Here is a 26,664-nt window from a genome sequence, read left to right as displayed (position 1 = left end):
TGCGAGATCCTCGTTCTCGTGGCCCATCACTCCTCCGTCCCGGTGAGACCGCTAATCCAATCGGTATCGCGTTTCAATCTGGACCAGCGCTGCTCGACAGCTTTGGTCGATGGCCAGCCGAACAGCTCGGCGATCTCGGCGCCGCGCAGGCCGACGGTCTTGCCCCACACCAGCCCGCGATCGCGATCCCCGAGCCGGGCCAGGCGGCTGTGCCAGGCCATCCGATTGACCACCAGCGCGGCCACATCGGTGCGGCACGGCACCAGTTCCACCGCGGCCGGACCGTCCTCGACCAGCCCGGGCAGGGCGTAGTCGATATGGACGTCGTACAGCTCGCCCGAACGGCGGCTGCGGCGGAAGTAGTCCACGAACGCCTGCACGCACGCGTTGATGAAATACGTTGCGAGACTGGTGCCCCCGTCCGAGCGCCAGCCGTCGCCGTCGATCGCCTTGCGCCGGAACTTCTCCAGCGCCAGGGTCACCGTCTCCTGCAGAAAATCCTCGTGGAGCCGGCCCGCGACCGTTCTGCGCTCCTGCATGGTGGGCTGCAGGGGCCAGCCCTTCTGCGCCGCGACCGAGAAGATCCGGCCCGAGCGGATCCACGGCCCCACCACCGCCAATCCGTGCCGAACCAGTCTCTCCGCCAGCAGCGTCCACGGCGGCCCCTCGAACCCGGCCTTGCGGACCAGCTCGAACAACGCGTGCTCGTTCTCCGTATCGGTCATAACATCGGCATCCTCACCCCGCACCTTTGCTCGCGTTCTGAGGTTATAGGCGCGTCGCGGGCCCCGAACCCTCTTCCAGCAAATCGAGAGTTGCCGAGCGGATCATTTGCCCGGGAAGGGCGAATTGATCGTGGTGAAGTACTGTGCCGCCGCGAGAATCGCGACCGGCGCGGTGACCAGCAGCTGCCCGGCCAGGGTGCCGAGGAAACCGATCACCGCGACACCGGCCAGACAGCCGCCCAGCGCACCGGGCAGCGCGCCGAACATGGCCGAGAGCGCACCGGTCAGTACCGCGCCTCCGGCACCGCCGAGCAAACAGCCAAGGGCCGCACCGGAAATGCCGCCGACCACGGTACCGATGGTGGCGCCCATGCTGATGGTGGTGGCCATGCGGTTCCAGGCGGCCTGTTCGCGTTCGTACTCGCTCTTCCAGGGAGCCTGGTTCTCGAAGGGCAGCGCCACCGGCGCGTAGCGCGCGTGCTCGAGATCGAAGCGCGGGGTGAGGATGGCGCGCCGGTCGGTGACCTCGGCGGCGATGGGGAAGACGAAATCATCGACGCGGAAGGACAATTCGGTCCCCGCCAGCACATCCCCGGCGGCCGAGCGCACGGTGAACACGCCGTCGTCCACGACCATGGTCCCGGCGTCGGTGCGAATGACGGTGCTGGTCGCGGTGTTGGTGACGGTGTAGTTGACGACCGGGTCGGTGGCCGGTGCGGCCGTGGCCGACTGCTCGAGCACGGTGATCGCCGCGAGCGCGGTCAGGCCGGTGGCCAGGATGCGCGTTCTGTTCTTCATTTCCGAGTCCTTCTGATCCAGCGGTGACGGCGCGGCCGGTCCGCGCGTCGGCACAACCGTGGCCGAGCCCGCCGCCGGCCGAGCGTCGATGCGCCGATGCGATTCGGGCGATCGTCGCTGCCTATCGCCAGGGTCGAAACCGCCGCCGCGGATCGAGACTGAGCGCATGGCTCGGTTGCAGATCGACGAGGTGTCGAAACAATTCGGTGCGCATCAGGCGGTGCGCGAGGTGAGCCTGGACATCGCCGACGGGGAGTTCCTGGTCCTGCTCGGGCCCAGCGGCTGCGGTAAATCCACGCTGCTGCGGTTGCTGGCGGGGCTGGAATCGCCGTCGTCCGGGCGGATTCTGCTCGACGGGCGCGATATCACCGAGCAGTCCCCGCAGCAGCGGGATCTGGCGATGGTGTTCCAGAGTTACGCGCTGTACCCGCATTTGACGGCCGCGGGCAACATCGGGTTTCCGTTGCGGGCGCGCCGGCAGCGACGGGCGCGGATCGCGCAGCGGGTGGCCGAGGTCGCCGAGCTGCTGGAGCTGGGTGCGCTGCTGGATCGGCGTCCGGCCGCGCTCTCGGGCGGGCAGCGGCAGCGGGTCGCGCTGGCGCGGGCCATGGTTCGCGATCCCGGGGCGTTCCTCATGGACGAGCCGCTGTCCAATCTCGATGCGGCCCTGCGCAGCGCGACCCGCGCGGAGTTGATCGCGCTGCATCAGCGGCTGGGTTCGACGTTCGTGTACGTGACCCACGATCAGGTCGAGGCCATGACCATGGCGTCGCGGATCGCGCTGCTGAACGCGGGCCGGATCGAACAGACCGGCACACCCGAGGAACTCTACGACCGGCCGCGGTCGGTGTTCGTGGCCGGGTTCCTGGGCTCGCCGCCGATGAATCTGTTCGCCGCCCGCGCCGTGTCCCACGAGGGCGTGCTGCGCCTGCGCGCCGGGGACGCGGACATCGATCTCGGCTGGGCCGCCGAGCAGAGCACCGACACCGCCGTGACCGCGGGTGTCCGGCCCGAACGCCTGCGCATCGATCCGGACGGCGACTTCCGCGGCCGGGTGCGCCTGGTGGAGAACCTGGGCAGCGAGGAACTCGTGCACCTGGACACTGCCGCCGGGCCGTTGTGCGCGCGCCTGCCGCGCCCGTGCGGGGTGGTGCGCGGCGCGCACCTGGCCCTGCGCGCCGATCCCACCGACCTGCATCTCTTCCATGCCGATTCCGGACTGCGCCTGCGCTGGCAACCCGCCGTCGCGGCCGTGCACTGAACCCCCATCCCGCTCAGGAGAACCCTCGTGAAACGCACCCTGTCCCTGTCGAGCCTCGCGCTGGCCGCAGCTCTCACGCTCGGCGCGTGCGGTCTCGGCGGCACCGTCGCCACCGAGACCACCGCCCAACGCATTCCCGAACTCGCTGCCGATCAGCAGGTGTCGATCGTGTTCGAGTCCTACAACTACGGTCTGGCCGGGGCGTGGACCGACACGTTCAACACCCTGATCACCGATTTCGGGCGCAAGTTCCCCAATATCAAGGTGACCGCGCAGAAGCCGCAGGGCAACAGCCCCAACCCGGCGAGCGACACCATCTCCAGCATCCAGAACCAGCTGGTGGCCGGGTCGCCGCCGGATGTGGCGCAATTGGGTTTCAGCGACCTGGATTTCACGATCGAGCAGTTGCGGGCCAAACCCCTGGATGTGCTGCTGGGCAAGGACGAGGTGCAGCGCAATTTCGGCGGCGCCCTGCCCTACGCCGACCGTGCCCGCACCCTGGACGATCGTGACGGGCACACCTACGGGGTGCCGTTCGTGTTCTCGACCCCGGTGCTGTATCTCAACGCCGATCTGTTCCGCGCCGCCGGGCTGAATCCCGATTCCCCGCCCGCGACGTGGGCCGCGGTCGCCGAGGCCGCCCGCGCGATCGCGACCCGCACCGGCCAGGGCGGGGTGTACATCGACTGCCTGACCAAGAGCGCCAAGGACTGGTGCTTCCAGTCGCTGGTGCGCTCCAACGGCGGCCGGGTGCTCTCCGAGGATCGGCGCACCCTGGGATTCGCCGAGGCCCCCGCGGTCGAGGTGACCCGCATGGCGCAGGATCTGGTGAACACCGGCGCGATGCCCCGGCTCAATCAGAAGCAGGGTTACGAGGCGTTCGCGCGCGGCGAGGTAGGCATGATCCTCGAGACCAGCGCGATTCAGGGCACCTTCGTCACCGGCGCCAAGGACAAGTGGGAGCTGCGTTCGGCGGCCATGCCGCGCTTCGGCGACCGGCCCGCGGTGCCGACCAATTCCGGTGCGGGACTGCACATCCTGGCCGAGGACCCGGCCAAGCAGCGCGCGGCCTGGGAGCTGATCAAGTTCCTCACCAGTGAATCGGCGTACACCACCATCTCGGAGAAGATCGGCTATCTGCCCCTGCGCACCGGACTACTCGAGCAGCCCAACGCCCTGTACGAGTGGTCCCGGCGCAATCCGCTGCTGGCCCCGAACGTGGCGCAGCTTGCGGTCATGGAACCGTGGGTCGCGCTGCCGGGCACCAACTACCTGCAGATCCGCGACGGCATGATGGACGCGGTGGAAGCGGTTGTCTTCCAGGGCAGGGACCCGCAGAGCACGCTCGCCGCCGCCCGCGCCCAGGGCGCCGCACTGCTGCCCGCCGCATGAACGCGCTGACCCTGATCCAGCTGAGCGACACCCATATTCGCGCCGACGGCGCGCAGGTGCAGCACGGCGTGGACACCTACGCGAACCTGACCCGGGTGCTGGACCGGCTGCGCGCCTTCGGCGGGCCGATCGACGCGCTGCTGCTGACCGGTGATCTCGCCGACGCCGGTGACCCGGCCGCCTATCGCCGCCTGCGCGCGGCGATCGAACCGGTGGCCGCGGAGTTGGGCGCCCAGGTCCTCTACGTGATGGGCAATCACGACGAGCGCCGCGCCTTCGGCTACGAATTGCTCGGGCGCGCACCGGGATCCGTCCCCGCGCGCCCACACGATCACGTGCTGGAGGTGAACGGGCTGCGGGTCATCGCCCTGGACAGCACGATCCCGGGCCGCCACGACGGCGACCTGGAACCGGGTCAGCTCGACTGGCTCGCCGACCAGCTGCGGACCCCGGCCGCGCGCGGCACGCTATTGGCGATCCACCACCCGCCCCTGCCTTCGTCCCTGGCCGCGGCCAAGGTGCTGGGCCTGCGCAACACCGCCGAGCTGGCCGCGGTGCTCGCCGGAACCGATGTGCGCCAGATCATCTCCGGCCACCATCACCTGACGGCCGCGAGCACCCTGGCGGGCATTCCGGCCTGGATCGGCCCCGCGGTGGCCTACCGCATCGAGGGCATGGCCCCGGTCGGCCGCCAACAGGCCGCCGCGGGCGCGGGCTACACCCGCATCGATCTGATCGAGGACACCTTCGTCCTGACCGCGATCGAGGTGCCCACCGCTGCCCCGCTGTACGACCGCGACGAGGCGGCCGAGCTGCGCCGCCTGGCCGCCCTGACCCCCGAACACGGCTAGGCCGATGTTCGTCATCGACGATCCATCGCAAGCACCGAAATTATCCGGCCCACAGCGCAATCCGGTCATACCGCATCCCTCCGCCGGTGCCCTCGGACACCGGTCACATCCCGGCGAACCGGGCGATGCCTTCGGCGCACGGGCGCGAACCGCCGGTTCACACACACCGGCAGATCACCCGGCGAGCGCCGGCACTGCGGGAGATGAGCCGGAGCCGGGGCAGGGGGATGGTTGGCCGTCCGCTCCCGACTGCGTGGAAACTGCCTACCGCGGACCGGAGGTGGCCGACGAGAGCCTCGGCAGGCCGCCCGGTGTCCTGCCTCGACCGCTCCCCGGTCGTGCGAGACCTGCCCGGCCCAGCACCGACCGGGCGATCGCCCGGCGCGGTGGCGCCACATCCTGCGAGATGCTCGTGGTCGAAGGTCCGGCCGCATCGCCGAATTCGACGCTCCCAACTGACGATTCACCGGAACCACAGGTGTCCCGCGGACCGGACCACACCGACCGGGCAGGCGGGGTGAACGGGCTCGCCCGACGGGCGTACCCGGGCGTGCGGTGGCGGTTCCTGCGGCGGGCCGGGCGGGGGGCGGTGCCGTATCTGTATCTCGCGCCCGCGCTGGTGTTGCTGGTGGTGTGGACCTATCGGCCGCTGGCGCAGGCCGTCGAGCTGTCGACCTATTCGTGGAATCTGCTGCCGACCGTGCCGATGCGGCCGGTCGGGGGCGCGAACTACCGGCGGCTGCTCGAGCTGCCCGCGTTCGAGGACGCGCTGGTGCGCACCGTGGTGCTGATCGTGGGGTTGTTGCCCTTCACGGTCGTGTTGCCGGTGGCGCTGACCTTTGCGGGACAGCGGATTTCGGGGCGGGCGCGCGGGGTGTATCAGGCGCTGGTGTTCGCGCCGTTCCTGGTCGCGCCGGTCGCGGCGGCCGTGGTGTGGCGGTGGCTGCTGCATCCGGGATCGGGGCTGGTGGATCGGGTGCTGGGGTCGGATCGCAACTGGGTGTACGACTCGCGCACGGCGCTGGGGGTGATCATCGTGATCACCGGGTGGCAGCTGGTGGGGTTCGCGCAGCTGGTGGTCTCCGCGGGGGTGGCCGCGATCAGCGGGGACTACGCGGAGGCGGCGCGCACGGACGGGGCGAGCGCGGGCCAGATCCGGCGCTGGATCACGCTGCCGCTGCTGTCGCCGACGCTGGTTTTCCTGGTGCTGACCACGGTGCTGCTGAGTCCGGTGCTGACCTTCCCGATCATCGATTCGATGACCCAGGGCGGGCCCGCGCAGTCGACCACGAACATCTATTACCTGCTGTGGGAGTACGCATTCCACAGTTTCGACGCCGGACTCAGCGCGGCCGCGGGCGTGCTGCTGTTCCTGGGTTTCGCCGCCGTGGCCGGTGTGCTGGTGTGGCTCTCGGAGAAGGTGAGCTTCCATGATGATTGACCGTGTGCGCCTGCTCGGCGGGCATCTGCTGTCCGCGGGCACGGCGCTGGTGTGCGCGTTCCCTATCTACTGGATGTTCGCCACGAGCGTGCGCAGGCCCGAGGACGTGTACTCGATGTCGGTGCTGCCGTGGCCGCTCTCGGGCGCGAATTACGCCGACGCCGCCCACAAGGTGGACCTGATCCGCCTGCTGGGCAACACCTTTCTCATCGCGGCCGGTTCGGCGGCCGGGCAGCTGCTGATCGCGCTGCTGGCCTCCTACGCGTTCGCGATGTACACCTTTCCGCTGCAGCGGCTGCTGTACCTGGCGTTCGTGGGCACGTGGCTGGTGCCGTTCCACGTGACCATGCTGCCGAACTACCTGCTGCTCAACCGGTTGGGGCTGCTGGACACCCTGGCGGGGGTGGTGCTGCCGACCCTGTGCTCGGCGCTGGGCATCCTGCTGCTGCGCCAGCACATGGCCGCGTTCCCGCGTGAGCTGGTGGCCGCGGCCCGGGTGGACGGGCGCTCCTCGTGGTCGATTCTGTGGACGGTCGTGGTGCCCAATCTGCGACCGGCGCTGGCGGCGCTGGGCATTCTGCTGTTCATCAACGCCTGGAACGAGTATTTCTGGCCGGCGATCGTACTGCGCCGGTCCAATGCCGTTGTCCAGCTGGGGTTGCGGGGTTTCATGGGGACCGAGGGCGATCAGTGGGGGCCGTTGATGGCGGTGGCCGGGGCGGCGTGCCTGCCGGTGCTGCTGCTGTACGTGGTGCTGCAGCGTCAGATCGTGGACGGGTTCGTGCGGTCCGGGCTCAAGTGAGCTCAGGCCGGGATCGGCACCGAGGCGGCGTCGGACAGGCAGTCCACGAATTGCGCGACCGCCGGGTTGTCCTCCTCGGCCCGCCACACCGCGTACAGGTCCAGGGTGGGCACCGGGTCGACGAGTTTGACCGCGACCGAGCTGCTGCCGGGCGCGCCCATGCCCATGGAGATCGCGCGCGGCAGCGAGGCGAATCCGACCATGGGCCGCACCGAGACCATATGGGCGGTGGCCCCGGGATCGTCGGCGGAATGTCCCACGGTCAGCGCGATCCGGGTCTGGGCCGCGGCCCGGAAGATGGCGTCGTACATGGCCGGGCACTGCTCGCGCTCGAACAGCACGCATTCCTGGCCGGCGAGTTCGGCGAACGGCACGCCCGCGCGTTCGGCCCAGCGGTGCGCGCGCCCGACCACCGCGACCAGCGGAACCCGGTGCAGCATGCGGCGATACCGGAAGGCCGCGGTGCTGGGGTGGCCGTAGACCAGGGCCACGTCGAGCGATCCCGCGGTCAGGGCGGCCAGTTGCGGCCCGGTTCGCTTCTCCCACAGCGACACCGTGATGTCGGGGTGCCGCGCGGTCATGCGCACCAGCGCGTCGGGCAGCACGTGCCGGCTGGCGGGCACGTTGTAGCCGACGTTCACCGTGCCCGCGCGCCCGGCGGCGGTGGCGCGCGCGGCGCGGGCCGCGCGCTCGACCTGGGCCACGATCTGGCGGGCCTGGATCTCGAATTCGCGTCCGGCAGCGGTCAATCGGACCTCGTGCGAGGTGCGGGCGACCAGTTGCGCGCCCACGGCTTTCTCGAGTTTGCGCAGCTGGGCGCTGAGGCTGGGCTGGGTGATGTGCAGGCTCGCGGCCGCGCGCCCGAAGTGCAGCTCCTCGGCGATTGCGAGGAACGACACCAGATGTCGAAGCTCCATGGCATCGGCTCCTTCCTGCCGGGGCTCACGCTAGCCGCGCCGGATAACCGCCGATGAATCCGATTCGCACGCCCGGGACCGATCGTCTTGCCGCCGGATGAACGACCGCGTGCTCGGGTGCGCCGTCGAGGGGACTCGGCAAACATCGGGCCGATCCGTGATGTAAATGATTCCTTGACAACAGCATTCGCGTAAAGGCAGCATTTACACATGAACGATCCCCACCATCGCGACCCCGCCGACGAACGCGCGGTCCTGGCGAAGATGCTGTCCTCCAACGCCGAATTCGTGGCCGAGGTGCTGTACCCGGCCGAGGGCTTTCCGGCCCCGTCGGTCATGGCCGCGTTGCGCGCGGCGCGCAATCTCGACAGCGTGGTCGACGACGTGCTGCGCTCGCTGGTGGCCCAGGCCCGCGACGAGGGCCGGACCTGGGCCGAGATCGGCGAGATCTTCGGGACCTCGCGTCAGGCCGCGTTCCAGCGCTTCGGCGGCGCGGGCGCGCAGACGCCGCCGGTTCCCCCGGTTCCGCCACCGCCGCCCTTCCCGGAGCTGCCCAAGATGCCGAAAATGCCGCCCATGCCGCCGATTCCGGGCTGGCCGCCCAGCCCGCCGCGCTTTCCCGGCGCCTGATCGGCGAGCCGCACCATGCCCGCCACCGCCGATCCGCCCGAGTTGTGCCGGGCCCGGCGTCGCCTGCTGCGCGCCGCGCGCTGCCGTTTCGCCGAGGACAGCCTCGCCGACGCCGTGTCGGCGGGACTGCGCCAGGCGGTCCTGTTCGGCGGCGCCCTGGACACTTTCGCCTCCCACAATCCGTACGCGCAGCTGCGGGTGTTCGAGTTCGCGGGCGACGCCGATTTCGAGAGCGTGCTCACCGCAACCGATTTCGACGCGTCCGCGCCGGTGTTCGTGATCCGGCTCGGGTATCGCGCGGACGCACCGGCGCACCCGCTACCCCGGCCGGGCGCGCTCGTACCGGGCAGCGAGATCGTCTTCGACTACCTGCCCGCCGCGGCCGGTCCGCCGTCGCGCCCCGCGGGGTGGCTGCCGACGGTCGCCGGGCATCGGGAACCGCCGCGCGCCGAGAACCGGAGCGTGCCGCGCGAGGTGCGCCGGGAGGCGCCGGGCGAACAGCACCGGGAGGCCGCGACCGAGCAGCACGAGAGCGCGGCCGGCGGCGCGCCCCGGGATCTGCTGCTCGACGACCGCTGGGAGGTGCTGGCGGATCTGGATCCCCGTACGCTGGCCGCCCGCTACCTCCATCGCCCGATCGCGACCGCGCTCGAGCCCCGCGTGGTTCGCGCCCGGATACGCCCCCGTCGCGCATCGGATCGGGCGTAGCTCGCCGCCCGCGCGCACGGTCACGGGCCGGTAGCGACACGCCTCCGGCTGCGGCGGAATGCAGCTACCTTCCAGTTACTCTCCGAATGGGACATATCCGACCATGTCCCCAGGAGGAGAACCGATGCGCACACGGCTGCAACGCCTGGTCCTGGCCGGCATTGCCACCGCTTCCACCCTGCTGCCCGTCGTCGCGGTGGGATCGGCGACCCCGCCGGCCCCGGCGGCCGGCGCGCACGGGGCGCTCGGCAAGGACTTCCTGTGGGGCGTAGCGGCTTCGGGCTTCCAGTCCGAGGGCTACCCCGCCGACAGCAACTGGCTGCGCTACATCCAGGCGAACCCCGACTGGGACCGGTACGAGGATTCGGTGGACTTCCGCTCGCGGTATCCGAACGACATCGCCCTCGCCGCCGGGCTCGGGGTCAAGGTGTTCCGCATCGGCATCGAATGGGCGCGGGTGCAGCCCACCGCCGCGGCCTGGAACGAAGAGGGCTTCCGCTTCTACGACTCGGTCATCCAGGCCATCCTGGACGCGGGCATGAAGCCGATGCTGACCCTGGATCACTGGGTGTATCCGGGCTGGGCCGCCGATCGCGGCGGCTGGAACAACCCGGGCATGGTCCAGGACTGGCTGGCCAACATGCGCACCGTGGTCGACCGGTACGCGGCGCTGAATCCGGTGTGGGTCACCATCAACGAGCCGGTCGCGTACATCATGCACGAGGTCAGACAGAACGGCACCGACGCACCCGCCATGCTCGATCTGGTCGCCATGGCGCACAACGAGATCTACGACTACATCCACCGGGTGCAGCCCGGAGCGCAGGTCACCAGCAACGTCGGCTACGTCGCCGGCGCCGAGGCCGAGGTGAACGGCCCGCTGATGGACCGAATCGGCGAACGCCTGGACTTCATCGGCGTGGACTACTACTTCGGGTACGAGCCGCCCAATTCCAACGCGGTCTCCCATCGCCCCGACGGCTCGGTTCCGGCCCCCGCGGGCATGTGGGATCTGCCGGTACGTCCCGAAGGCATCTACTTTGCGCTGCAACACTATTCGCGCAAGTTCCCGGACAAGCCGCTGTGGATCGTGGAGAACGGCATGCCGACCGAGAGCGGAAAACCCCGCGCCGACGGCTACACCCGCTCCGATCACCTGCGCGACACCGTCTACTGGCTCCAGCGCGCCAAGATCGACGGCATGAACATCATCGGCTACAACTACTGGAGCCTGACCGACAACTACGAGTGGAGTTCCTACACACCGCGTTTCGGTCTCTACACCGTCGATGTGACCACCGATCCGAATCTGACCCGCACCCCCACCGACGCGGTGGACTCCTACCGCGGCATCGTCACCTCCGGCGGGGTCCCCTCCTGGTACACCCCGGTGCGCCATCCGGTGTCGGACTGCAATCTGGTCGATCCGCCCGCCAGCTGCGAATCCCCGGTCACCGTCCCCTGATTCGGCGCGCGGCGCACACCGCCGCGTCGCCCCGGTTCGATGGGCAGCTACGAGCTATCCCACGGCTACCCACGCCTCGGGTGTTTCGTTAGCATGGGTCAGCGCGTGCTGTGAGTCCACAACCGATCAGGGAGTCGACATGACAGAGGATGTGCGAGTGTCCGCGCCGGTGCAGGCGGTGGTCGACGCGATCAACGCCGCCGACACCGACGCGTTCGTCAACGCGTTCACCGAGGACGGCGTGGTGGACGACTGGGGCCGGCGGCTCTCGGGCGCGGCCGGGGTCCGGGACTGGGCGAACACCGACGCCATCGGCGCGGGCGCGCAGATGACGGTGACCGGCGCCGAGGTGCGGGGCCCGGTGACGCATCTGCGGTTCGGCTGGCGCAGCCGGGTGTTCAACGGCGAGTCCGAGGCCTTCGTGACCGTGCGCGATGACAAGGTCTCGGAGTTCCGGATTCCGGCGGGCTAGGACCCCGCGGCATCGGTGTGCGCGCCGCTCAGTCCTCGAGGTCGAGTTCGCGCACGGCGCGTTCGATTTCCGCGGCCAGGGTCGCCCCGCCGACTTCGCGCGCGGCGGCCCGGTAGCGCTCCTGGAATCGCATGAGGTCCGAACGGACCCCTTCCCCGCCGTAGGTGGTGCCCACCGCGGCGCGGAAGGTCTTGACCATCTCATCGGCCAGGTCGGCCAGGCGGGTGCGGATCAGGGTGCGCAGATCCCCGGACAGGGAGATGTCCGCGCCCACGTCGTACAGCACCAGCGCGCCGCTGAGCATGGGCGGTTCGGGGATGTGCCAGCGCGGGCCGCGCGGGTGCAGGTATCCGGCGGCGACGAGTTCGTCCAGGATTTCGGGTCGGCGATCACCGAGCAATTCCGAGAGCTGCTCGTCCTCGACGATGATGCCGCTGGTCTCGGCTCCGGCATCGGCGTCGGCGCGGGCGTAGCGTGGATCGAAAACCTTGCGCCATTCGCCGTCGGGCGCCGCCTCGGCGTCGAAGACCTCGCGGATCGCCTCGAGCCGCAGCCCCCGGCCCTGCATGGCCACGATCGCTTCCAGGCGTTCGAGGTGTTCGCTCCCGTAGACAGCTTCCTTGCCCGCCCGTCCGGGCTTGGGCAGCACACCGAGCGAGTGGTAGTAGCGAATGGTGCGCGCGGGCACCCCGCTGTATTCGGCGAGCTGGGAGCGGCTGTATCGATCCACCCGATCAGCATAGAGACCGCAACCGGCCAACGTTGACAGCTCCTACTGTCCGCGTTAGCGTAACCGCCGCCACACTGTCGACGACGACAAGGGAGTTTGCTATGCCCCAACGCGAGACCGATTTCGATGTATTGATCGTCGGCTCCGGATTCGGCGGCAGTGTCACCGCGCTGCGTTTGATCGAGAAGGGTTACCGGGTCGGTGTCCTGGAAGCCGGTCAGCGCTATGCCGATGACGAACTGCCCGAGACGAGTTGGGATCTGCGTAAATTCCTGTGGGCACCCAAATTGGGTTGCTATGGCATTCAGCGTATTCACCCCTTGCGCGATGTGCTGATTCTGGCGGGCGCGGGCGTGGGCGGCGGTTCGCTCAATTACGCCAACACCCTCTATGTGCCCCCGGCCCCGTTCTTCCAGGACGCGCAATGGCGCGACATCACCGACTGGCGCGCCGAACTCATGCCGTACTACGACCAGGCCAAGAAGATGCTGGGCGTGGTGCAGAACCCGCACATGACCCCCGCGGACGAGGTGTTCAAGCAGGTCGCCGAGGACATGGGCGTCGGTGACACCTTCGTGCAGACCCCGGTCGGGGTGTTCTTCGGCGAACCCGGCAAGAAGGTCGCCGATCCGTTCTTCGGCGGCGTGGGCCCCGAGCGCACCGGCTGCATCGAATGCGGCGAGTGCATGACCGGCTGCCGGCACGGCTCCAAGAACACCCTGGTCAAGAACTATCTGTACCTCGCGGAAAAGGCGGGCGCGCAGATCGTTCCGCTGACCACCGTGTCCGCGGTGCGCCCGCTGCAAGATGGCACCTGGGACGTGGAGACCGTGCGCACCGGCGCCTGGTTCCGCAAGCAGCCCAAGGTCTACACCGCCGGGCACGTGGTGCTGGCCGCCGGCACGCGCGGCACCCAGCAGCTGCTGTTCGCGATGCGCGATCAGGCGGTGCTGCCGGATCTGTCCTCGCGCCTGGGCGTGCTGACCCGCACCAATTCCGAGTCCATCGTGGGCGCGGCCACCCGCAAGGTGGATCCGAACCGGGACTTCACCCGCGGGGTCGCGATCACCTCCTCGATCCATCCCACCCCCGACACCCATATCGAGCCGGTGCGCTACGGCAAGGGCTCCAACGCCATGGGCCTGCTGCAGACCCTGATGGTCGACGGCGGCGGGCGGGTGCCGCGCTGGCTGCGGTTCCTGTGGACGGTGCTGCTGCATCCGCTGACGCTGCTGCAGTTCCTGTCGGTGAAGAACTGGAGCGAGCGGACCATCATCGCGCTGGTCATGCAGAACCTCGACAATTCGATCACCACGTACACCAAGCGCGGGCTGTTCGGGCGCACGCTGACCTCCAAACAGGGTCACGGCGAACCGAATCCGACCTGGATCCCGGCCGGCAACCAGGTCACCCGCGCGGTCGCGGACAAGATCGGCGGCGTGGCGGGCGGCTCGTGGGGCGAGGTGTTCAACATTCCGCTGACCGCGCACTTCCTGGGCGGAGCGGCGATCGGGGCGGACGCGCACACCGGTGTCATCGACCCCTACCACCGGGTGTACGGCTACCCCACGCTCAGCGTGGTGGACGGTGCGGCGGTATCGGCGAATCTGGGTGTGAATCCGTCACTGACCATCACCGCGCAGGCCGAACGCGCGGCGGCCATGTGGCCCAACAAGGGTGAGCTCGACACCCGCCCGGCCCAGGGCAGCGCCTATCAGCGCATCGCGCCGGTGCAGCCGAATCAGCCGGTGGTGCCCGCGAGCGCGCCCGCGGCACTGGTGCTGCCGATCATCGAGATCCGCACCCCCACCACCGAATCCGCGTAGGGCCCGGCCCGATCCGGGCATGCCCCGCTGTCACACCCGGGCGGTGTGCGGTGGGGCATCGCCATTGTTCGTGCCGCCGGGTCGTGTATGCACCTGTCGCACGGGGTCGCCGTCCCGTGCGAACGGGAGTCAGCCCGCGTGTATGTGCGAGAACCCCATGGGTGAGGTCGGGGGCGGAACCGCCCCGACCGGCGCCCGGAATTCCTGCAGCGCGGGAAGCACATCCACGTGCCGGGCCGCGTAGCAGCGCACCTGCGGCAGCGCGTGCGCCACCTCGCTGCGCTCGAGCGGCTCGGAGTCGATGTACCCGACCTGGTCCAGGCCCACGCCCAGGGTCTGGGCGATGCGGGTGATGGCGGCTGACTTCCGCCCCCACCCGACTTCGATCATCGCGAAACGATCGTGCAAGCCGTGCTTGCGCAATTGCGCGACCGTCCACTCTCCTTCACCGCGACTGGCCACCGCGTGCATGACGCCGCGTTCGCGCAGCAGGCGCAACGATCGCACCGCCTCCGCACGCAGCGCCCCATCGGTGGAGTCGCACACCACTCCGTCCCACAGGGAGTTGTCCACCTCCCAGACAAGACATTTCACTGTCGGTGAGTTCATCCTGCCCCTACATCGATCCAGCCACCCCATGCCGTGCGAACACGACCGCGGGCACGACAACCATTCGGTAACCACGGTTGCGCGGCGGCCCCCATTTTCGAGAACCGCCCCGCGCGTGACATCGTAGGTGCCGTCTGGGTCAATGCACCAGCGCTAGCAAATGCGAGACAATTACGTTTCAATGGCCGAGATCGATTCCCGATCATCCGGTTATCGCTGGTAGCTTCCGCCTCGGCACGGTTCGCAGCAGTGGAAGGGGGCCGAGCCCATGGGGCCGCGCTGGAAACTATCGGGTGGCTTGGCCGCGTTCGCGCTGGTGCTGGCCGGTTGCGGGGCGGCGGAGGAATCCGCGCCCATCGTCATCGGCTCACTGGACTCCTCGTCCGCGGCGCCCGCCCCCGCGCAGGCGCCCACCACCGTGGCGCGCAGCGCGCCCATCGCCGCTCCCCCGAGCCCGGCGACCCCGGCGGTGGATCCCTTCGCCGGTCAAGCGCTCATCGAGCGCACCGAGTGGACCGAGGCGATCGACGGCACCCGGCTGCTGGTGTTCCCGACCCAGGCCGGGCGCAAGGACACCTTCCCCACGGCGGGCGAGCGCGCGTGGCAGGAGGTGCTCGGTCTGTCCCCCGACGCCGATACCCCCGGCATGCGCGATCAGTTCATCTGCCACTGGGAGTGGGCGCGGGTGGTGGCGCCCAACAAGACCAGCTGGAATCTGGAGCCGTGGCGGCCCGCGGTGGGCTATCAGGAGACGGTGAACACGCTGTGCAATCCGGGCGGGCCCGAACGCTGAGCGTTCGTTGCCCGCGGTAACGAGAGAGCGTCGGCGAAAACTCTTGCCCGCGAGAACCTTCGAGCCGTTCGGCAATTGTGGGTATCGTTGGTGACGTCCAGCGCGAACTCCTCGGAGGGAGAGGCACGTTGCGCTCCCGTGTGCCTGACTCCACTGCCGGGTCTCTCGCCCGGAGCGCGGGGCTGCCCCGGCACCTGTTCCCGGCCCTGACCGAATGCGCCGAGGTGTACCTCGATTCCGCTGCCACCACCCAGAAACCGCGACAGGTCATCGAGGTGGTCGAGCGCTATCACCGCGAGCGCACCGCCAATGCCGGGCGCGGCACCTACCCGTGGGCGAGCGCGGTCACCCGCGAGGTCGAGGGCGTGCGCGAGCGCATGGCCGGATTCGTGGGCGCCGCACCGGATGAGGTGGTGTTCACCGGCGGTTCCACCGCGGCGCTGAACGCGGTGGCGCTGGCGTGGGGGCTGGCGAATCTACGTGACGGCGACGAGATCCTGTACAGCCCACTCGATCACGCCTCGAACGTGTACCCGTGGGTGCAGTTGTGCGGGGTGCTGCGCGGATTCGGGCGCACGGTGCGAGCGGTGCCGTACCGGGTCAATGCCATGGGCGAGGCCGACATCGCCGATATCGAGGCCAAGATCTCCCCGCGCACCCGGTTGATCACCGTCGCGCACCTGCATCACGTGTTCGGGGCGCTGAGCACCCTCGAGGAACTGCGCGGGCGCATCGATCCCGGTATCGCGCTGTGTTTCGACTGCAGTCAGAGCGGCGGGCATCTGCCGGTGCGGGTGGACGAACTCGGCGCGGACTTCGCGGTGTTCGCCGCGCACAAGATGTTCGGGACCACCGGAACCGGGGTGCTGTACTGCGCCCGGCGACGGCACAGCGAACTCATTCCTTTTCTACCGGGAGGCAATTCCGGTGTCTCCCTTGTAGATTCGAACCTCATGCCCGGACCGATGCCGCAGCTGCTGGAAGGCGGAACGCCGAACATCGCGGGCATTCTCGCACTCGGGGCCGCCCTGGACCTGCTCGAAGAGGTCTCACCGGAGGTGATCCACGCGCACAATCTCGCCCTGACCCAGCGTCTGCTCACCGCACTGCGCCCGGTGCCCGGACTCGAGTTCCTGCCCGGCCCGGCCTACGCCCCGTGCGAGACCGGCTACGGCATAGCGTCGTTCACCCTGGAGGGGATCAGCGCCGGGGATCTGGGTTTCGTGCTCGGCGAACTCGGTTTCCTGGTGCGGGCCGGGGCGCACTGCGTGCCCGAGGCCCGTGAGATCGGCGACACCGACTCGGTGCGCGTGAGCACCCACCTCTACACCACCGACGACGAGATCGACCGGTTCACCGACTGCGTCACCACGATCGCCGAGGAGGTCTCTCGACCATGAACGGTCAACCGCCCCGCTACGAACGCCGCGCCGCCTCGCGCGTGCTGGCCGCCCTGGCTCGCCCCGGACTGTGCGCGGAGGCCATCGCGCCCCCGGCCCGGCGCATCGAGTACACCCGCACCGACATGGTCACCGAGCCGGGCTCGCACCTGACCCTGTCCCAGCGGTTGTACCTCGAGCGGTACATGCGCCCGTGCCGCGCCGAACAGGTCGTGAGCGCCACCCATCGCATCGTGTGGACCGACAGCGACGGCATTCCCAATACCGGGCACATCCGCACCGGCGGGCTGGGGCCGATCGTGCCCATCGCCATGCGCGAGACGGTCCTGGCGCTGTGGCACGCCCTCGAGGCCGATACCGGACTGGCACAGCGCATCTCGGGCCTGAGCACGCGCGATCGGGCCGTGCTCGAGGGCACCACCACCGACCACGAACCCCTGGACATCTTCCGGGTCGGCATCGAGGCCACCGGGCGGGCGCTGGCCCAGCACGCGCTGCTGGCACGCTGGACGCCCTACCGCACGGCGAACGAATTCGCGGTCGGCATGCGCGATTCGAGCATCTACAGCGCGGTCGCCACCCGCTGGTACTGGGAGCTGCAGGCCTCGAGTTACCGGCGCGGCATGATCGCGGCCGGGCTGACCACCCAGCCCGACGGCACGGTGCGCTATTCACTCGAGACGGTGGCGACCCTGCGCGCGATGAAGGACGCCACCATCGAGGACGCGCACCGGGTGATGCGGCGCGCGACGCTGGTGGAAAAGCTCACGGTGGCCGAGGCGATCGCCAAGTACCACGACGAATTGGATGTGATCTCACGCCAGTACGCGCTGCTGCCCCCGGGCACGCGCCCGGCCTGTCTGGCCGCGATGCCGCATCAGATCGACGGCCAGCACTACAGTCTGCTGCCGCTGGTGGCCGATGCGTTCACCGAGCTGTTCACCGTGATCACCGAACGGCTCACCCTGGCCGAGACCCCGGCGCTGCCCGGGGCCGAGAGCGGGGAGCTGACGGCCGAGGATCAGGTGTTCTCGGTGCCGGACATGAACTGCAAGCACTGCGTGCGCACCATCACCGGGGTGCTCGAGTCGATGGGGATCGCGGTGCACGAGATCGACCTGCTGAGCAAGCGGGTGGTCGCGGAGTTCCGCAGTCCACGCAACCGCCATCGCGCGTTCGAGGCGTTGCGCGACAGCGGATACAACCCGGCCCAGGGCTCGCCCGCGCCCGCGGCCACCGAATCGGCCGTATGACCGCACCGATGCCGCCGGGGCTGCCGGCGCAGATCCATCCGCTGGTGCGCGCGTTCCTGAGCGGGCCGGGCGGGGCGCGCGAGGTGGTGGCGCGCTTCGGCTCCCCCGCGCATCTGGTGTTCCCGCAGGTGTTCGCCGACAACCTGGACCGGTTGCGCGCGGTGCTCGAGGCCCGGCGCGCGCGGTATCGGATCTGCTACGCGCACAAGGTGAATCATTCGCGCGCGTTCGTGCGCACCGCCGAGCACGCCGGGATCGGTATCGACGTGGCCTCCGCGCAGGAGCTGGCCAGCGCGCGCGGGGCGGGGTTCGCGTGCGCGCGCATCGAGGTCACCGGGCCCAAGGGTGAGGATTTCCTGCGCGCGCTGGCCGCGACCGGGTCCGCGATCAACGTCGACAACGTGTGGGAGCTGGGGCGGGTCGCCGAGCTGGCAGGCGGGCGGGCGCCGATCCCGGTGCTGGTGCGCGTGTGCGGGATCCCCGGCACCCCGGTGAGCCGGTTCGGGGTGCCGCTGGATCGGGTGGACGAGGTGTTCGAGGTGCTCACCGCGCGGCGGGACCGGATCGCCTTTCGCGGGTTCGCCTTTCACATCGATTCCGGGGAGCCCGGTGAGCGTCTGCGCGCGGTGGAGGCGTGCCTGGAGTTGACCGAACGCGCCTACGCGCACGGGCTCGCGCCCGCCGTGCTGAACATCGGCGGCGGATTCCGGCAGGTGTTCACCGCCGACGCCGCCGCCTTCGACGCCTACGTGATCGCGCTGCGCGAATCGCTGCTGGGGCGGGGTGAGCCGATGGCGTGGGGCGGCAACACCTTCGGGTTCCATCTCGACGGCGGCGCGGTGCACGGCACCCCGGTCTTTCACAAGTACGCCAACACCGTGCCCGCGGACCGCATGCTCGCCGATCTGCTCGATGCCGGGCTCGAGGCGCACGGTGGGCGCAGCTTCGCGCAGGTGGCGGCGGAGAACCTACTCGAGGTGTGGCTCGAGCCCGGTAAGGCGCTGGTCGATCACGCCGGAATCACCGTGGCGCGGGTGGAATTCGTGAAGGAGACCGCGGACGGCAGCGTCCTGGTCAATCTGGATCTGAGCCGGGACACCGTGACACCGGCCGATCAGGAGGTGATGGTGGATCCGCTGCTGGTGCCCGCCGCCGAGCCCGCGGACCCCGCGCCGCTGGGGGTGTACCTGGCCGGGCGGTTGTGCCTGGAACGCGATCTGATCACCAATCACAAGGTGTGGCTGCCCCATCGGCCGCGGCCCGGGGATCTGGTGGTGTTCCCCAACACCGGGGCCTACCACATGGATTTGTCGGCCGCGCGTGCGGCGATGCACGCGCTGCCACCCAAACTCGCGGTCTGGCACGAGGACGGCGCGGGGTTCCGGGTCTGCCCCGATGAGCTGTACGAGCCGCGTGCGGAGCTGTCCGCCGAGGGGGCCTCGGTCCCGGGGCACGGGGTGCACTGATGCGCTACGACCACATCACCGAACTCATCGGCAACACCCCGCTGCTGCGCCTGGATCCGGCGGTGCACGGGCTGGCGCACGTGGAGCTGTACGCGAAGCTGGAGTCCTGCAATCCCTTCGGCTCGGTCAAGGACCGGGTGGCGTGGGGCATGATCCGCGACGAACTCGACGACATCGTCGCGCGCGGGCAGACCCTGATCGAGGCCTCGAGCGGCAATACCGCCAAGGCGCTGCGCATTCTGGGCGCGATGCACGGGGTGGGCCTGCGCGCGGTCACCAACCGCATCAGGGTCACCGAGGTGCGCGAGCTGCTGCAGGTGTTCGGCACCGATATCGAAGAGCTGCCCGGGCTCTCGGAATGCCCGGACCCGACCGCTCCGAACGACGTGTACTCGGTGATCGACGCGACCATGGCGCGGGCGCCGGGGGCCTGGCATCACCCCTCGCAGTACACCAGTGAGAAGAACATCGAGGCCCATCACGAGGGCACCGGGCGCGAGATCCACGAGGATCTGGCGCGCGACGGCATCACCCGGGTGGACTATCTGATCGGCGGGCTGGGCACCACCGGGTCCACGCGCGGGACCGCGACGTTCCTGCGCAAGCACAATCCCGAGTTGCGGACCGTGGCGGTGGTGTCCGAGCGCGGTGACTTCATTCCCGGGATCCGCTCGGAGACCGAGCTGTGGGACGTGGGGTTGTTCCAGCCCGACTTCTACGACCGGATCATGGCGGTGGAGGCCGGGCGCGCGGTCGACGCGACCCTGGATCTGGCGACCGGGCACGGGGTGCTGGCCGGCCCGACCAGCGGGGCGACCTACGCGGCGGCGCTGGAACACCTGGGGGCACTGGAGCATTCGGGCGAGCGGCCGCTGATCGCGGTGTTCATCGTGTGCGACCGGATCGAGCCGTACCTGTCCTACATTCGCAAACGCCGCCCCGAGTTGTTCGGGCGCACCGGACGTCCCACGCCCCCGGCCGCCCCGGAGCTGGCCGCGGTTCCCGCCCTGACCCCGGACGCGCTCGAGACCCTGGACCGCGAGCAGCGCCCGACGATCGTCGACACGCGCGGGGCCATGGCCTACCGGATCGCGCACGTGCCGGGGGCGATCAACATCCGCGACGATCAGCTCGAGGACATGTTCGCCCACGGCATCCCGTTCTCGCGCTCGCGCCCAGTGGTTTTCGTGTGCCCGGTGGGTGAGTTGTCGGTGCGCTTCGCCGCCCTGGCCCGGCGCGCGGGGTACGAGGCGTTCAGCCTGGCCGGCGGGATCGCGGCCTGGCGCGATGCGGGCAAGGCGATGGAGTCCGCCCCGCGCACCGGCTGATCGCGCACTCGGGCACCCGCGCGCCCGCGTCGCATCACCGGGTGCGCGGCGCCGACGTCGAGTGCCGAGTGCCGGGGCGCGATCGACGGCGGCGGGCGCGCACCAGGGCGACCGCGTCGGGCTCGAGGAGCCCGCAGCGGGTATGGCCCGGTGTGCATCGGGGGCGGTCCGGGGTTCGGGGCGGTCGAATCGGGGTGGGCGCACCGGCCGGTCGGTTCGCGGGGTGGGCGGGCGTGCTGGCACGATGTGATCTCGTGGAATGGGCATTGGGACTGGTCGTGCTCGTGGGGGCCGCGGTCGCGCTGGCGGCGCTGGCCCGCCGGATCGGGGTCGGTGAGCCGTTCGTGCTCACCGTGGCGGGGGTCATCGGCTCCTATCTGTGGTTCGTGCCGGAGTTCGACATCGAACCCGAGCTGGTGCTGCTGGGGTTGCTGCCGCCGCTGCTGTACACCACCGCGATTCGCACCTCGCTGATCGACTTCCGGCCCAAGAAGGTCTCCATCACGCTGCTGTCGGTGGGGCTGGTGCTGTTCACCACCTTCGCGGTGGCCGGGGTCGTGGTGTGGCTGCTGCCGGTGCCGTTCGCGGCGGCGGTGGCCATCGGCGCGGTGGTGGCCCCGCCGGACGCGGTCGCCGCGACCGCGGTGGCCCGGCGCGTGGGCATGCCGCGGCGGCTGATCACCCTGCTCGAGGGCGAGTCGCTGTTCAACGACGCGACCGCGCTGGTGACGCTGCGGACCGCGATCGCGGCCATGGCGGGCACGGTCACCATCTGGGAGGCGGGCGGGGATTTCCTGGGCGCGGCCGGCGGCGGCGCCCTGATCGGCGGCGCGGCCGCGGCGTTCCTGATGTTCCTGCGCCGGCGCATCACCGACCCGGTCCTGGATACGAGCGTGTCCCTGCTGGCGCCGTGGATCGCGTATCTGCCCGCCGAGCGCTTCCACGCCTCGGGGGTGATCGCGGTGGTGACCTGCGGGCTGATCCTGGGGCACGGCGCACCGCGCTGGCAGTCCGCGGCCTCGCGCATCGCCGAGCAGACCAATTGGCGCACCATCCAATTCATTCTCGAGAGCACGGTGTTCCTGCTCATCGGGCTGCAGGTGCGGCACATCTTCGAGGACGCCTGGAACAGTGATCTGCCGCATTCCACGCTGGCGATCACGTGCGTGGCGGTGCTGGCCACGGTGATTCTCTCGCGCCCGATCTGGATGTTCCCGGCCACCCATCTGGCCTGGCGGATCGAGGGCCGCAGGCACGGAGCACAGCGCCCGCACTGGAGCGGGCCCGCGGTGCTCTCGTGGGCGGGCATGCGCGGGGTGGTGACCCTGGCCGCGGCGCTGCTGCTGCCCGCGGACACTCCCGAGTTGGCCACGCTGGTGTTGCTGGCGGTCGTGGTGGTGGCCGGAACATTGCTGCTGCAGGGGCTTTCGCTGCCGCTGCTGGTGCGCAAGCTCGACATGCGCGGGCCCAGCCGGGCCGAAGACCTGTTGCAGGAGGCGAATCTGCTGCAGCAGGCCACCACCGCGGGCCTGGCCGCGCTCGAGGCCAACATCACCCCCGAGACCCCGCCCGAGGTGGTGGACGCGCTGCGCCATCGAGTCGAGTATCGGGCGCGCTCGGCGTGGGAGTTGCTGGGGCGCTCGGAATCCCAGCGGGTCACCCCCAGCGGGGAGTATCGGCGCCTGCGTTTGGCGATGCTGGGGGCCGAACGCGAAACCATTCTGCGCGTGCGCGATTCGGGCGTGGTCGATCACGAGGTGCTGCAGGAGGTGATGGCGACCCTGGATCTCGAGGAATCGACCATCGACCGGGTCCTGGACACCGACGGCGACGACGGAGAGCTGCTGGCCGCCCCGGTCACCGCGGGCTGTGAGCATCTGCGCGCGGCGCCGCGGACCGCGGTGCCCGATCTGCCCGACGCGTGCGCGGAATGCCTGGCCGAAGGACTGGTGTGGGTGCACCTGCGCATGTGCCTCGAGTGCGGGCACGTGGCCTGCTGTGATTCCTCGGTCGGCAATCACGCCACCAAGCACTTCCATCACACCGGGCATCCGGTCATGCGCAGTGTGGAGCCCGGGGAATCGTGGCGTTGGTGCTATCTGGACGAGCAGCTCGGCTGAGGCGGCGATTGCGGCTCGATAGCAAGAGATCACCAAGTGTGTTGCGCGGCAATCGATTACCGAACGAGTAGTCCCATTCCGGGTGTGCCGGTGCCGAAATGCGCCGACACTGGCGTATACGCGCCAGTGTCTTCGCGCGTTTCCACCGGCATTTCCCAAAGGGGATGATCGCAATGATCCGGTACCGCACCTCCGTATTCGCCGCCGGTCTCGCCGCCCTGGCCGGGGCCCTGGTCCTGACCGCGCCGGGCGCGAGCGCTCAAGTGTGGCGGGTGGACGTCTCGGCCGGGACGTCCATCGGACTGGGCACCTCGCAGTACGGGGCGGGCTGCTCGTACACGGTCACCGTGCAGGGCCGCCCGGGTGATGCGGCCTGGTTCTACGACATCGAGGGTTACGGCACGTTCAGTCCGCAGACGGTGGTGATCGGCACGGACGGGCGGGCCTCGACCTCGTGGACGCCGCAGGCCGCCGGGTGGCATCGGATCTACGCCGATTCCTACTACGGCAGCGCGGCCACGGGCTCGATCACGGTGGGGACCGGGATCAATCTGGGTAGCGCCTGCGTGGTGGTGTGAGGGGTGCGTCCCGGTGTTCGGTGCCGGGTGTGCGCACACACCCGGTTCCGGGCACTACCCTGGGCACGGTGCAGACAGGCCAGCCCTCCCCCGACGCCGAACCCCGCATCTGGGGTGGAACCACGCTCACCGAACGCCGTGAGGCGCGCCGGGTCGCGCTGCTCGAGGCGGCACTGGATCTGATCGGGGAATCGGGGGCGGGCGCGGTGACCATGCGGGCGGTGTGCCGGCGGGCCAATCTCACCGACCGGTACTTCTACGAATCGTTCGCCAGCCGCGACGAACTCCTGGATGTGCTGTATCGGCAGATCGCGGAGGAGTTCCTCGAGCCGATGACCGCGTTCGCGGTCGCGGACGATCCCACCCGCGATCGCGCGCTGTCGCAGGTGCTGGTGGACAAGGTGCTGCAGGATCCGCGCAAGTCGCGACTATTTCTGGTGGAGCCGTATTCCTCGACCGGGCTGGGGCAGACCACGATCGCGGTGATGCCCGCGTTCACCCGGCTGATCCAGGATCACCTGTTCGCCCATATCCAGGATCCGACCCGGCGGCGGCTGGCCGCGGTGACGATGGCCAGCGGGAACGCGGGCATGTTCTCGGCCTGGCTGAACGGGACGTTGCGCGCGAGCCGCGAGCAGATCGTGGATCACCTGGTGCAGACGATCGCGGCCTATCGCGGGATCTACCGCTGAGCGGTGTTCGCGCGGCCTCGCCGGGGCGCGGCGGCGGTCGGATCGACCCACCTCGCGGCTGAGCGTCGCCGCTCCACGCGCGAGTGCCCAGGGTCGCCGCGCCGGTCCCGACGGCCCTGGGCATTCGCGAGCTCATCGATGCCGCCGGAACGGTACTCGTGGCCGTCCGCGAAGTTTCTCAGCCGCGTCGCAGGCGCAGCATCGAGGTCGCGCCGTGCTGGAATTCGAACTCGACCGGGACGCGCTCGGCGCGCACGCCGTCCGCGGCCAGGTCCAGGCTCAGTGCGTCGATGAGGTCCTCGCACGAGCCGCCGAGGTAGTCCACGAGCGGGAACACGCGCACCTGTCCGGCGCTGACCCGCAGCAATTCGCGCAGGGCCGCCAGGTGGAAGTCGTAGTCCAGGCGGTCGGCGTAGGTGAACAGCAGATGTGAGCTGAGCACGAGATCGAAATATGCGTCGGGGAAGTCGAGTTCGGGCAGCAGGCCCGCCCGGTACCGCCGCGGATTCGAGTCCAGGTCGGCCAGGAAGCGGGCCGCGGCGCGCTCTCGAATCGCCTGGTGCCCTGCGATATCGCCGTAGAAGTCCCAGACGAACCGCTCCGGATGCGCGGTGGCCCACCCGGTGTTCTCGATCGCCCCCAGCACCTCGCGCCGCAGCCGTTCACCGCCCATCGCGTACACCGGGTCGACCGCGATCACCTCGGCCCCCAGCACCCCGGCCTCGGCCGCGAAACTCGATCCCCCGCCCGGGCAGTCCAGGATCCGCCCCCGCACCTGCCCGTCCCCGAGTCCGAACATGGCTCGGTACTCGTCCAAAGACCGTGCGGTGATCACGTATTCACCCGCCGGTATGGTCCCGTCCTCCTGCTCCATACGCGCACCGTACGCAGCACCCCACCCGTCCGGCGAACGAATTTCCGGCCCGTCACCGAACACGATGCGCACCCCTGCACGGTGAGGTCTCGGACTTCCGACCCGCGCTCGGATAGCAGGTGCACGGCCAGGAATCGTCCGCGACCTGCGCGCCGAGATCGCCCGCCGAGATAGGGCTGGCGTCGCGGTCGCGGAAGGGTATGACCCCGCATCAATGTGAACGATCGACGTGCTCCCTACTTCCGGGTCTGCCGACCGCCAACCTCGCAGGCAAGGCCATCCACGTAGATCCTTCGTGATCGCGATGATCGTGAGGCTCTTGCTCTTGACCGTGAGCGTGGTACTGCCGTCGACGGCGGTGCCGCCCCCTGCACCGAGCTTCTGGCGCAACGGGTTTCGCGAGGTCGTGCCGATGCCGACATCGCGAGAGCAGATGCGCCAGCCCCACGCTCCCGTGCCGGTGGGTGCGCCGGATCAGCCTGGGCCGGCACGATCTGTGCCGGTGTGATCGGACGGCGGTGGCCGGGGTCTGTCGGTGCGAGGGCAGGGCCGGTCCAGTACCGGGAATTGCGTGCCAGGCCGGTAGCCGGTGTGGGGACGAGGTGTTCAGGGGCTTTTCGGGGTGGGGGCGCTGTCGGCGGCGACGGGGCGCGGGGCGGAGACCGTCGGTGGCGGCGGAGGGTCCAGGGACAGGCGGAGTTTGGGTAGGGGGTCCAGGCGGTCGGGGCCGGGTGGGGACCAGAGGGTGCGGTGCCATTCGAAGTGCAGGTGGGGGGCCACGCCGCCGTTGGTGGCGGGGTCGGGGTTGATGTAGCCGATCCGCTGGCCGGGGCGCACCTGCTGGCCGAGCGCGACCTCGCGCACGATGTGACCGTAGACGGTGGTGCCGTTGCCCTGCTGGGAGGGGTGGTCGATCACGACCCATCCGGCGGGGTCCGGGCCGCCGAATCCCGCTGCGGGCCCGGCGAATACGACGGTTCCCCCGCCGGTGGCGTAGACCGGGCGCCACGCGGATCCGCCCGGAAACCCGAAGTCCGCGCCCCAGTGGAATCCCCCGTCGCGCGGGCCGAACCCGCTGGTGAGCACCCGCCCCCGCTCGAGCGGCCAATATCGCGGCATGTTCCAGTTCCCCTCGGCTCGATGCTCGCCCACCCGCCCGGCGCGATGCCGAGACGGCGCTCTCGCCCGATCTCGTTCCGCGCCAGCGTGATTCATTCTCCCTCGCCCGGCGGGTAACACCTCCACTATGGCAGGATTGTCCGCCGAGGTCACCGGGTCACCGCGATGACGATCGCGCGCGGGCCGCCCAGGTCGCGGCATGGCCGGGCGGGTGCAGTTCGGCATCGCGAGATCGACCGGGTCCAAGGCGAAGCTGCACAGCATTCCGTTTGCCACGTAGTCGCTGCTTGATTTGGCCGGGCAGGGGCGATGAGGCGCTGGTGGCCGCCACCCCGGGCGGCGTCCCCGGCCCGGGGGCCGGTTGCGACCCACGCCACATCGGGTTGCGCGCGGCGGTGGCGGGGGTGTTTACTC

Annotated in this window: 25 protein-coding genes; 18 read left to right on the top strand and 7 right to left on the bottom strand. The window is 69.9% G+C overall.

The window, feature by feature from the left end:
* Positions 1-26: 26 nt before the first annotated feature.
* Both ABZ319_RS08095 and ABZ319_RS08090 read right to left on the bottom strand, forming a co-directional pair.
* On the bottom strand, positions 27-725 hold the full coding sequence (locus ABZ319_RS08095) for a hypothetical protein (RefSeq protein ID WP_354985612.1): 699 nt from the start codon (positions 723-725) through the stop codon (positions 27-29).
* 102 nt (positions 726-827) lie between these two features.
* The gene (locus tag ABZ319_RS08090) at positions 828-1,523 is read right to left on the bottom strand and encodes a hypothetical protein (protein WP_354985611.1); all 696 of its coding nucleotides are present in this window, start codon (positions 1,521-1,523) and stop codon (positions 828-830) included.
* Positions 1,524-1,689: 166 nt separating this feature from the next.
* On the opposite strand from ABZ319_RS08090, the gene ABZ319_RS08085 reads away from it, so the two are divergent.
* The 5 genes from ABZ319_RS08085 to ABZ319_RS08065 all read left to right on the top strand — a co-directional run bounded on the left by ABZ319_RS08085 (position 1,690) and on the right by ABZ319_RS08065 (position 7,270).
* A complete protein-coding gene (locus ABZ319_RS08085; RefSeq protein WP_354985610.1) occupies positions 1,690-2,784 on the top strand; it encodes an ABC transporter ATP-binding protein in 1,095 nt (364 codons plus the stop codon).
* Between the two features lie 27 nt (positions 2,785-2,811).
* A complete protein-coding gene (locus ABZ319_RS08080) occupies positions 2,812-4,176 on the top strand; it encodes an ABC transporter substrate-binding protein (RefSeq protein WP_354985609.1) in 1,365 nt (454 codons plus the stop codon).
* Positions 4,173-5,027 carry a metallophosphoesterase gene (locus ABZ319_RS08075; protein WP_354985608.1) on the top strand — a complete coding sequence of 285 codons (855 nt, stop codon included), beginning with the start codon at positions 4,173-4,175 and terminating at the stop codon, positions 5,025-5,027. The genes ABZ319_RS08080 and ABZ319_RS08075 overlap by 4 nt, the downstream gene beginning before the upstream one ends.
* Positions 5,028-5,505: 478 nt before the next feature.
* A complete protein-coding gene (locus ABZ319_RS08070) occupies positions 5,506-6,468 on the top strand; it encodes a sugar ABC transporter permease (protein ID WP_354985607.1) in 963 nt (320 codons plus the stop codon).
* Complete coding sequence (locus ABZ319_RS08065) at positions 6,458-7,270, top strand: carbohydrate ABC transporter permease (protein ID WP_354985606.1); 813 nt, start codon at positions 6,458-6,460, stop codon at positions 7,268-7,270. Before ABZ319_RS08070 ends, ABZ319_RS08065 begins: the two co-directional genes overlap by 11 nt.
* Before the next feature lie 2 nt (positions 7,271-7,272).
* Here the strand turns inward: ABZ319_RS08065 and ABZ319_RS08060 are convergent, their stop codons facing one another.
* Positions 7,273-8,187, bottom strand: a complete 915-nt coding sequence (locus tag ABZ319_RS08060) for a LysR substrate-binding domain-containing protein (protein WP_354985605.1) — start codon at positions 8,185-8,187, stop codon at positions 7,273-7,275.
* A gap of 210 nt (positions 8,188-8,397) precedes the next feature.
* On the opposite strand from ABZ319_RS08060, the gene ABZ319_RS08055 reads away from it, so the two are divergent.
* From ABZ319_RS08055 to ABZ319_RS08040, 4 genes are all read left to right on the top strand, one after another.
* Positions 8,398-8,817 carry a hypothetical protein gene (locus ABZ319_RS08055; protein ID WP_354985604.1) on the top strand — a complete coding sequence of 140 codons (420 nt, stop codon included), beginning with the start codon at positions 8,398-8,400 and terminating at the stop codon, positions 8,815-8,817.
* Positions 8,818-8,832: 15 nt separating this feature from the next.
* On the top strand, positions 8,833-9,525 hold the full coding sequence (locus tag ABZ319_RS08050; RefSeq protein WP_354985603.1) for a class I SAM-dependent methyltransferase: 693 nt from the start codon (positions 8,833-8,835) through the stop codon (positions 9,523-9,525).
* A 124-nt stretch (positions 9,526-9,649) separates the two neighbouring features.
* The gene (locus ABZ319_RS08045) at positions 9,650-10,990 is read left to right on the top strand and encodes a family 1 glycosylhydrolase (protein WP_354985602.1); all 1,341 of its coding nucleotides are present in this window, start codon (positions 9,650-9,652) and stop codon (positions 10,988-10,990) included.
* A gap of 139 nt (positions 10,991-11,129) precedes the next feature.
* Positions 11,130-11,462: a nuclear transport factor 2 family protein gene (locus ABZ319_RS08040; protein WP_354985601.1), complete on the top strand. Its 333-nt coding sequence runs from the start codon at positions 11,130-11,132 to the stop codon at positions 11,460-11,462.
* 28 nt (positions 11,463-11,490) lie between these two features.
* Here the strand turns inward: ABZ319_RS08040 and ABZ319_RS08035 are convergent, their stop codons facing one another.
* Entirely contained in the window at positions 11,491-12,192 is a 702-nt protein-coding gene (locus ABZ319_RS08035; RefSeq protein WP_354985600.1) for a MerR family transcriptional regulator, read from the bottom strand.
* A 101-nt stretch (positions 12,193-12,293) separates the two neighbouring features.
* Between ABZ319_RS08035 and ABZ319_RS08030 the strand changes: the two genes are divergently transcribed.
* On the top strand, positions 12,294-14,018 hold the full coding sequence (locus tag ABZ319_RS08030) for a GMC family oxidoreductase (RefSeq protein ID WP_354985599.1): 1,725 nt from the start codon (positions 12,294-12,296) through the stop codon (positions 14,016-14,018).
* A gap of 129 nt (positions 14,019-14,147) precedes the next feature.
* Here the strand turns inward: ABZ319_RS08030 and ABZ319_RS08025 are convergent, their stop codons facing one another.
* Positions 14,148-14,591: a hypothetical protein gene (locus ABZ319_RS08025; RefSeq protein ID WP_354985598.1), complete on the bottom strand. Its 444-nt coding sequence runs from the start codon at positions 14,589-14,591 to the stop codon at positions 14,148-14,150.
* Between the two features lie 334 nt (positions 14,592-14,925).
* On the opposite strand from ABZ319_RS08025, the gene ABZ319_RS08020 reads away from it, so the two are divergent.
* The 8 genes from ABZ319_RS08020 to ABZ319_RS07985 all read left to right on the top strand — a co-directional run bounded on the left by ABZ319_RS08020 (position 14,926) and on the right by ABZ319_RS07985 (position 24,257).
* On the top strand, positions 14,926-15,420 hold the full coding sequence (locus ABZ319_RS08020; RefSeq protein WP_354985597.1) for a DUF2599 domain-containing protein: 495 nt from the start codon (positions 14,926-14,928) through the stop codon (positions 15,418-15,420).
* Between the two features lie 140 nt (positions 15,421-15,560).
* Positions 15,561-16,820: an aminotransferase class V-fold PLP-dependent enzyme gene (locus tag ABZ319_RS08015; protein ID WP_354985596.1), complete on the top strand. Its 1,260-nt coding sequence runs from the start codon at positions 15,561-15,563 to the stop codon at positions 16,818-16,820.
* Positions 16,817-18,073, top strand: a complete 1,257-nt coding sequence (locus ABZ319_RS08010) for a heavy-metal-associated domain-containing protein (RefSeq protein ID WP_354985595.1) — start codon at positions 16,817-16,819, stop codon at positions 18,071-18,073. The genes ABZ319_RS08015 and ABZ319_RS08010 overlap by 4 nt, the downstream gene beginning before the upstream one ends.
* A complete protein-coding gene (locus tag ABZ319_RS08005; RefSeq protein ID WP_354985594.1) occupies positions 18,070-19,539 on the top strand; it encodes a decarboxylase in 1,470 nt (489 codons plus the stop codon). The genes ABZ319_RS08010 and ABZ319_RS08005 overlap by 4 nt, the downstream gene beginning before the upstream one ends.
* Positions 19,539-20,867, top strand: coding sequence for a pyridoxal-phosphate dependent enzyme (locus ABZ319_RS08000; RefSeq protein ID WP_354985593.1), 1,329 nt, complete (start codon positions 19,539-19,541; stop codon positions 20,865-20,867). Before ABZ319_RS08005 ends, ABZ319_RS08000 begins: the two co-directional genes overlap by 1 nt.
* Before the next feature lie 254 nt (positions 20,868-21,121).
* Positions 21,122-22,987, top strand: a complete 1,866-nt coding sequence (locus ABZ319_RS07995; protein WP_354985592.1) for a Na+/H+ antiporter — start codon at positions 21,122-21,124, stop codon at positions 22,985-22,987.
* A 164-nt stretch (positions 22,988-23,151) separates the two neighbouring features.
* The gene (locus ABZ319_RS07990) at positions 23,152-23,565 is read left to right on the top strand and encodes a hypothetical protein (protein WP_354985591.1); all 414 of its coding nucleotides are present in this window, start codon (positions 23,152-23,154) and stop codon (positions 23,563-23,565) included.
* Between the two features lie 68 nt (positions 23,566-23,633).
* On the top strand, positions 23,634-24,257 hold the full coding sequence (locus ABZ319_RS07985; RefSeq protein WP_354985590.1) for a TetR/AcrR family transcriptional regulator: 624 nt from the start codon (positions 23,634-23,636) through the stop codon (positions 24,255-24,257).
* A gap of 178 nt (positions 24,258-24,435) precedes the next feature.
* Here ABZ319_RS07985 and ABZ319_RS07980 read toward each other — a convergent pair whose 3' ends face one another.
* Together ABZ319_RS07980 and ABZ319_RS07975 are read right to left on the bottom strand one after the other, a co-directional pair.
* Complete coding sequence (locus tag ABZ319_RS07980) at positions 24,436-25,131, bottom strand: hypothetical protein (protein ID WP_354985589.1); 696 nt, start codon at positions 25,129-25,131, stop codon at positions 24,436-24,438.
* A gap of 606 nt (positions 25,132-25,737) precedes the next feature.
* Complete coding sequence (locus ABZ319_RS07975) at positions 25,738-26,250, bottom strand: M23 family metallopeptidase (RefSeq protein WP_354985588.1); 513 nt, start codon at positions 26,248-26,250, stop codon at positions 25,738-25,740.
* Positions 26,251-26,664: the final 414 nt, after the last annotated feature.

The sequence above is a fragment of the Nocardia sp. NPDC005978 genome (genome assembly GCF_040614455.1).
Classification (GTDB): domain Bacteria; phylum Actinomycetota; class Actinomycetes; order Mycobacteriales; family Mycobacteriaceae; genus Nocardia.
The sequence above is the reverse complement of the archived record's forward strand: the minus strand, read 5'-3'. Positions and strand labels throughout refer to the sequence as shown.